Origin of the sequence: Bacteroides sp. AM54-2NS (genome assembly GCF_003602935.1) — a bacterium.
GTDB lineage: Bacteria > Bacteroidota > Bacteroidia > Bacteroidales > Bacteroidaceae > Bacteroides > Bacteroides xylanisolvens.
Genome location: NZ_QTMZ01000027.1, coordinates 70,996 through 77,573 on the forward strand (window position 1 = coordinate 70,996; position 6,578 = coordinate 77,573).

General features: G+C 42.2%; 6 protein-coding genes, 2 tRNA genes and 1 pseudogene. 7 read left to right on the forward strand and 2 right to left on the reverse strand.

Features of this window, described 5'->3' with window-relative positions:
• Positions 1-22 precede the first annotated feature (22 nt).
• The 3 genes and pseudogenes from DXA05_RS16685 (at position 23) to DXA05_RS16695 (ending at position 3,014) form a co-directional block, all read left to right on the forward strand.
• Positions 23-1,773: pseudogene (locus DXA05_RS16685) on the forward strand (S41 family peptidase).
• Positions 1,751-2,278 carry a 5-formyltetrahydrofolate cyclo-ligase gene (locus DXA05_RS16690; protein ID WP_235333583.1) on the forward strand — a complete coding sequence of 176 codons (528 nt, stop codon included), beginning with the start codon at positions 1,751-1,753 and terminating at the stop codon, positions 2,276-2,278. Before DXA05_RS16685 ends, DXA05_RS16690 begins: the two are co-directional and overlap by 23 nt.
• Positions 2,223-3,014: a histidinol-phosphatase gene (locus tag DXA05_RS16695; RefSeq protein WP_128859403.1), complete on the forward strand. Its 792-nt coding sequence runs from the start codon at positions 2,223-2,225 to the stop codon at positions 3,012-3,014. The genes DXA05_RS16690 and DXA05_RS16695 overlap by 56 nt, the downstream gene beginning before the upstream one ends.
• On the opposite strand, the gene DXA05_RS16700 is transcribed toward DXA05_RS16695, so the two are convergent.
• The gene (locus DXA05_RS16700) at positions 3,001-3,288 is read right to left on the reverse strand and encodes a DUF721 domain-containing protein (RefSeq protein WP_004316165.1); all 288 of its coding nucleotides are present in this window, start codon (positions 3,286-3,288) and stop codon (positions 3,001-3,003) included. The two genes, DXA05_RS16695 and DXA05_RS16700, sit on opposite strands and share 14 nt — an antisense overlap.
• Positions 3,275-4,393, reverse strand: coding sequence for a DNA replication and repair protein RecF (gene recF / locus DXA05_RS16705; RefSeq protein WP_008645622.1), 1,119 nt, complete (start codon positions 4,391-4,393; stop codon positions 3,275-3,277). Before recF ends, DXA05_RS16700 begins: the two co-directional genes overlap by 14 nt.
• A 160-nt stretch (positions 4,394-4,553) precedes the next feature.
• On the opposite strand from recF, the gene DXA05_RS16710 reads away from it, so the two are divergent.
• From DXA05_RS16710 to DXA05_RS16725, 4 genes are all read left to right on the forward strand, one after another.
• A complete protein-coding gene (locus DXA05_RS16710; RefSeq protein WP_128859404.1) occupies positions 4,554-5,237 on the forward strand; it encodes a tetratricopeptide repeat protein in 684 nt (227 codons plus the stop codon).
• Positions 5,238-5,387: 150 nt separating this feature from the next.
• Positions 5,388-5,882 (forward strand): 6,7-dimethyl-8-ribityllumazine synthase, encoded by a 495-nt coding sequence (gene ribH, locus DXA05_RS16715; protein ID WP_004301766.1) that lies wholly within the window; start codon positions 5,388-5,390, stop codon positions 5,880-5,882.
• A 50-nt stretch (positions 5,883-5,932) separates the two neighbouring features.
• A tRNA-Tyr gene (locus DXA05_RS16720) sits at positions 5,933-6,015 on the forward strand.
• A gap of 8 nt (positions 6,016-6,023) precedes the next feature.
• Positions 6,024-6,096 (forward strand) — tRNA-Gly (locus tag DXA05_RS16725).
• Positions 6,097-6,578 lie beyond the last annotated feature (482 nt).

Sequence of the window (6,578 nt, forward strand, 5' to 3'; positions counted from 1 at the left end):
ACGTTTTAAAAAAGGAATAGACATGAGTACAAAAAACTCTTCACGTTTTACACCTGTCATCATAGCAGTCAGCGTGGTAGTCGGGATTCTTATCGGTACATTTTATGCCAAGCATTTTGCCGGCAACCGTTTGGGTATTATCAACGGTTCCTCCAATAGCTAAACGCATTGTTACGCATTGTAGACGATCAATATGTCGACACCGTAAACATGGCCGATTTAGTGGAAAAAGCCATGCCGCAGATTCTGGCCGAATTAGATCCACATTCAACTTATATCCCTGCCCAAAATCTCGAAGAAGTCAACTCGGAACTGGAAGGTAGCTTTAGCGGAATCGGTATCCAGTTTACCATACAGAACGACACCATTCATGTGAATGCAGTCGTTCAGGGTGGCCCTTCTGAAAAGATAGGATTGATGGCGGGCGACCGTATTGTTACCGTGGACGACAGTTTGTTTGTCGGTAAGAAAGTAACCAACGAACGGGCTATGCGCACTCTGAAAGGCCCGAAAGGTTCACAAGTGAAATTAGGTATCAAACGAACAGGAGAAAAAGACTTATTGCATTTCAACATTACCCGTGGAGACATTCCTCAAAATACCGTTGATGCAGCTTATATGCTAAACGATGACATAGGTTACGTGAAAGTCAGCAAATTCGGACGTACCAGCCATGTAGAATTGTTGAATGCACTGGCACAACTCAACCATAAAAAATGCAAAGGTCTAATCATTGACCTCCGCGGTAACACCGGAGGATATATGGAAGCAGCCATCCGCATGGTGAATGAGTTCCTGCCCGAAGGCAAATTAATCGTATACACTCAAGGCCGTAAATATCCACGTGCAGAAGAATTCGCCAACGGTACAGGTAGCTGTCAGAAAATGCCACTCGTCGTATTGATTGACGAAGGTTCTGCTTCTGCCAGTGAAATCTTCACCGGAGCTATTCAGGATAACGACCGGGGTACAGTTGTAGGACGCCGTTCCTTTGGTAAGGGGCTCGTGCAACAACCGATCGACTTCAGTGATGGTTCGGCTATCCGCCTGACAATCGCCCGCTACTACACTCCATCCGGACGTTGTATCCAACGCCCATACGAAAGCGGTAAAGATCGTAACTACGAACTGGATTTATATACCCGTTACGAACATGGAGAATTCTTCTCACGCGACAGCATCAAACAGAATGAGAGCGAACGCTATAACACCAGCCTGGGACGTACTGTTTATGGCGGTGGTGGTATCATGCCGGATATATTCGTACCGCAAGATACAACGGGAGTCACCTCTTATCTTTCTACTGTTATTAACCGGGGACTGACTATTCAATTCACATTCCAGTACACCGACAATAACCGGAAGAAACTTAGCCAATATGAAACAGAGGAAGAATTGCTGAATTACCTTCGTCATCAGGGATTGGTAGAACAGTTTGTCCGTTTTGCCGACAGCAAAGGAGTGAAAAGAAGAAATATCCTCATTCAGAAGTCATACAAACTTTTGGAGAAGAACCTCTTTGGTAACATCATCTACAATATGCTTGGACTGGAAGCTTATCTTCAATATTTTAACAAGACAGATGCTACCGTCATTAAAGGCATTGAGATACTCGAAAAAGGAGAAGCTTTCCCAAAAGCTCCGGTAGCCGTTGAAGAGGAAGAAGTGACGAAGGACAAAAAAGATGGAAAGAAAAAAAGAACTGCGCAAGCGTATAGCATTACTGAAGACCCAACACGCGGATTCGACTATGCGAAAGCTGCAATCAGCTAACATACTGACCGCCCTTGAAGCCCATCCGGCTTTCAGGGCGGCCAATACCGTACTACTATACCATTCGCTAAATGACGAAGTAGACACACATGAGTTTATCCGAAAATGGAGTAATAAGAAGCGAATCTTGCTCCCCGTAGTGGTAGGCGATGATTTGGAGCTTCGGGTATATACCGGGCCTGAAAATATGTCAATCTGTGGTGTCTATGGCATAGAAGAACCAACCGGGGAAGCATTCACAGACTATGCAGCCATTGATTTCATCGTCGTTCCCGGAGTCGCTTTCGACGCAAAAGGTAATCGTTTGGGACGAGGAAAAGGATACTACGACCGCCTCTTGCCACGCATACCAACAGCTTACAAAGCTGGGATTTGTTTCCCATTTCAATTAGTAGAAGAAGTTCCTGCGGAATCATTCGACGTCCGCATGGATATAATTATAACAATCAATGAAGACGAATTATCACACCCATACCACCCGCTGCCATCATGCGACAGGGAGTGACGAAGAATTTGTTTTAAGTGCTATCAAAGGCGGCTATCAAGAAATAGGCTTTTCAGACCACACTCCGTGGAAATACCACACCAATTATATCTCCGACATCCGCATGCTCCCTGAAGAGTTGCCGGGCTATGTGGAAAGCCTCCGTTCGCTACAAGAAAAATACAAGAATCAAATCAGTATAAAAATAGGATTGGAATGTGAATACTTTCCTGAATATATACACTGGTTAAAAGGAATCATCAAAGAATATAAGCTGGATTACATCATCTTCGGAAATCACCATTTTCATACAGATGAGAAGTTTCCCTATTTCGGCCGGAATACAGATTCGGTAGACATGCTCGAGCTCTACGAAGAGAGTGCTATTGAAGGGATGGAAAGCGGACTATTTGCCTACCTTGCCCATCCGGATTTATTCATGCGTTCCTACCCGGAATTCGATCATCATTGCAAACTGGTCAGCAGACATATCTGCCGGACAGCAGCACGGTTAAACCTACCGTTGGAATATAATCTTGGTTATGAAGAGTATAATGACATTCATGGAATCATCACCATTCCTTACCCGGATTTCTGGAAAGTAGCCGCCCATGAAGGTTGCACCGCTATCATCGGTGTAGATGCTCACAATAATCAATATCTGGAAAATCCTTTTTATTACAGCCGTGCAACCGAAACACTTCGCAAGCTGGGTATAAAGGTTATAGACAGAATCCCTTTCCTCAACGAAAAATAATGTTTGTAATAACCATAGCACCGACTCTCTGATTGAGTGTACGCACCAACACTTCACGCCCCATCATCAACTCCTGCCGGAGAGCAGCAGAAGTAAGATGCACATACAATGTCTGATTACGAATATAAAGATTGCTGGTATAAGCCGCCGCCGGTCCTAAGACTTGAGGCCAGGCATCCAACAGTCTTTGTTCGTTCAGCGGAGATTCCAAACTCTCCTGACGAAGAAACTGTTGAATCAGTTTTCCTATTTGTTCGGCATCATTGCGCTTCATCGTCAGCCTCCATTTCTTGAATTGTACCCTCTTCTACACGAAATATCTTATAATCACTACCTACCTTATGTAAAATACGGTCCAGATGCCCCCGGTTCGTATCCGTTATAAATATCTGCCCGAAATTGTCTCCGCCCACTAACTTCACTATTTGCTCTACACGGGAAGCATCCAGTTTATCAAAAATATCATCTAATAATAATAAAGGAACAGTTCTGCCCGTACGTTTCAAGAAATCAAACTGTGCCAGTTTTAACGCCACCAGATATGTTTTATTCTGTCCCTGCGAGCCTTCTTTCTTTATCGGAAATTCGCCCAACAGCATATTTAACTCATCCTTATGAATCCCCCGCAAAGAGAACCCCATTATCTTATCCCGCTCCCTGCTCTGCTTCAACACTTCCAACAAAGAAGCATCCCGTGCATGAGACTCATAAGATAATCCCACAGCCTCTTTATCCTGAGAAATAAAAGAATAGAAAGATTGGAAAATAGGAATAAACTCCCGGATAAACGCTTCACGCTTCCGGAAAACGATTTCACCGGCTTGAGACATCATTTCCTCCCATACAAGAAACAATTCTTCCTCCACCGGGAACTCACTCTTCAGCAATGTGTTACGCTGCGCCAATGCTTTATTATACCGTATCAGTGCTTCAAGATATTCTTTATCATACTGCGAAATCACTACATCCATAAACCGGCGACGTTCATCACTCCCTCCGGCTATCAATTCAGAATCGGCAGGTGAAACCATCACCAAAGGCAGGAAGCCGATGTGATCCGAGAAACGACTATATTCTTTCTTATTCCGTTTAAATTGTTTCTTCGAACGGCGTTTCATTCCACAATAAATCTCTTCAGGAGTTCCGTCCTCCGCTTCATAGAAACCCTGGATGACAAAGAAGTCTTGTTCATGACGAATATTCTGAGAATCAATCGGATTGCCGGAACTTTTACAGAAGGATAAGAAATACACTGCATCCAGCAGATTCGTCTTCCCCATCCCATTCAGGCCGAAAAAACAATTCAGTTTGGCAGAGAATCCCAGCTCCACCTCTTCCAGATTCTTATAATTTAATATAGATATTCGTTTCAGTATCATTGTGCACACGTTAATTTGTTCACAAAAGTAGCAAGATTTTCGTGGTTTTCGGGTGTAAAACAAAAAAAGATGCTTCTAAATTTCGTTTGTAGATATAAAAAAACTACTTTTGCGAGTCGAAATATCAAACTGTGAATAATAACAAAAAGAATCATATAAAATGGCAGAACAAAAGAATCAGAACGAACATCTGAACGTAGAAGATGCACTGACACAATCGGAAGCATTTCTTATCAAGTACAAAAACGCAATTATTGGCGGTGTTGTTGCTGTGATTATTATTGTAGCAGGTTTTATCATGTACAAAAACCTCTATGCTGAACCACGTGAAGAAAAAGCACAAGCAGCTCTTTTCAAAGGACAGGAATACTTTGAACAGGATGCTTTTGAACAGGCTTTAAACGGTGACAGCATCGGTTACACAGGTTTCCTGAAAGTAGCTGATGAGTACAGCGGAACAAAAGCTGCTAATTTGGCAAAAGCTTATGCTGGTATTTGCTACGCACAACTTGGCAAATATGAAGAAGCAGTGAAGATGCTGGATAGCTTCAATGGAAAAGACCAAATGGTTGCTCCGGCAATCTTGGGTGCTGCAGGTAACTGTTATGCACAACTTGGCCAACTGGACAAAGCTGTCTCTACTTTACTGTCGGCAGCAGACAAAGCTGACAATAACACATTAAGCCCGATTTTCCTGATACAAGCCGGAGAAATCTTGGTAAAACAAGGAAAATATGACGATGCAGTAAACGCTTACACTAAGATCAAGGATAAATACTTCCAGTCTTATCAAGCTATGGACATCGACAAATATATCGAACAGGCTAAATTGATGAAAAAATAATACCTTATTATATAAGGAGATCGAGGCACGGATTACACCGGATTAAGCGGATTATCTATTAAAACCGTGGAATCCGTGAAATCCGTGCCTTTCTTCTTAATTTCCCATACTTTCAAACTTCATTTTATAATTCTCAACTTTTAATTTACTATGGCAACAGCTTACCATAACTTATCCGAATATGATTTCAATTCCGTTCCGAATGCAGAAGCAATGAAATTTGGCATTGTCGTATCCGAATGGAACTTCAATATTACCGGTGCTTTACTGAAAGGCGCAGTCGATACATTAAAAAAACATGGAGCAAAAGACGAAAATATTCTGGTAAAAACTGTACCGGGAAGTTTCGAACTAACTTTTGGCGCCAATCAAATGATGGAAAATTGCGATCTTGATGCAATTATTGCAATTGGTTGCGTAATTAAAGGAGATACTCCACATTTTGATTATGTTTGTATGGGAGCAACCCAGGGAATTACCGAATTAAACGCAACTGGCGATATACCAGTTATTTACGGATTAATTACCACAAATACAATGGAGCAAGCAGAGGATCGTGCCGGTGGCAAACTGGGTAACAAAGGAGACGAATGTGCAATTACTGCAATAAAAATGATCGATTTTGTTTGGAGTTTAAATAAATAGTTGTATCTTTGCACCGCAATTGAGAAACAAACCTCCTCAAAAGCAAAAAAGGGCAAATACCAGAGTGGCCAAATGGGGCAGACTGTAAATCTGCTGTCTTTCGACTTCGGTGGTTCGAATCCATCTTTGCCCACAAAAATTGCGGAAGTAGCTCAGTTGATAGAGCATTAGCCTTCCAAGCTGAGGGTCGCGGGTTTGAGCCCCGTCTTCCGCTCTTCTGAAAATCAGATAGTTATCGCAAGATTTCTATCTGATTTTTGTTTTTAGAGGGTGCTGAATCTGCACGAAACTATGCGGTTGAAGTCAACCAAGAAGTCAACCAAAAATTTTATGAGTGCAGCAATCAACGTAGTGTGCTACAAGTGGAAAACGTTAGCAAATGGAGAATCCGGCTCAGTCTGAAACCTTGGGGGATTGCGTTAAAATTCTTATTTTTGCATCATGAAAACATCCTCTTCCCAAACGATTGATCCTGTTGCTTCTTTAAGCTTGTTCTTGCCTTCAGGAATCCTTGATTACTTTACCCTAGTCAATCATGTTTCTCAGGATACTTGCTTTATTCTTTATTTAGAGGAGAAAGCCACTATTCCGGCTCAGTTGTAATTCTTGGGGGATTAAGTTTAGTCAATTCCCTTCATGCATATACCTTTGCTAGCCTAAAAAGGAAGAAGCTCATATCCACTACTCCTCTAAATG

Bases quoted from the DNA above. Each gene is read 5' to 3' on its own strand.
- DXA05_RS16690 (WP_235333583.1), top strand. From the start codon at position 1,751: ATGCGAAAGCTGCAATCAGCTAACATACTGACCGCCCTTGAAGCCCAT.
- DXA05_RS16695 (WP_128859403.1), top strand. From the start codon at position 2,223: ATGAAGACGAATTATCACACCCATACCACCCGCTGCCATCATGCGACA.
- DXA05_RS16700 (WP_004316165.1), bottom strand. From the start codon at position 3,288: ATGAAGCGCAATGATGCCGAACAAATAGGAAAACTGATTCAACAGTTT.
- recF (WP_008645622.1), bottom strand. From the start codon at position 4,393: ATGATACTGAAACGAATATCTATATTAAATTATAAGAATCTGGAAGAG.
- DXA05_RS16710 (WP_128859404.1), top strand. From the start codon at position 4,554: ATGGCAGAACAAAAGAATCAGAACGAACATCTGAACGTAGAAGATGCA.
- ribH (WP_004301766.1), top strand. From the start codon at position 5,388: ATGGCAACAGCTTACCATAACTTATCCGAATATGATTTCAATTCCGTT.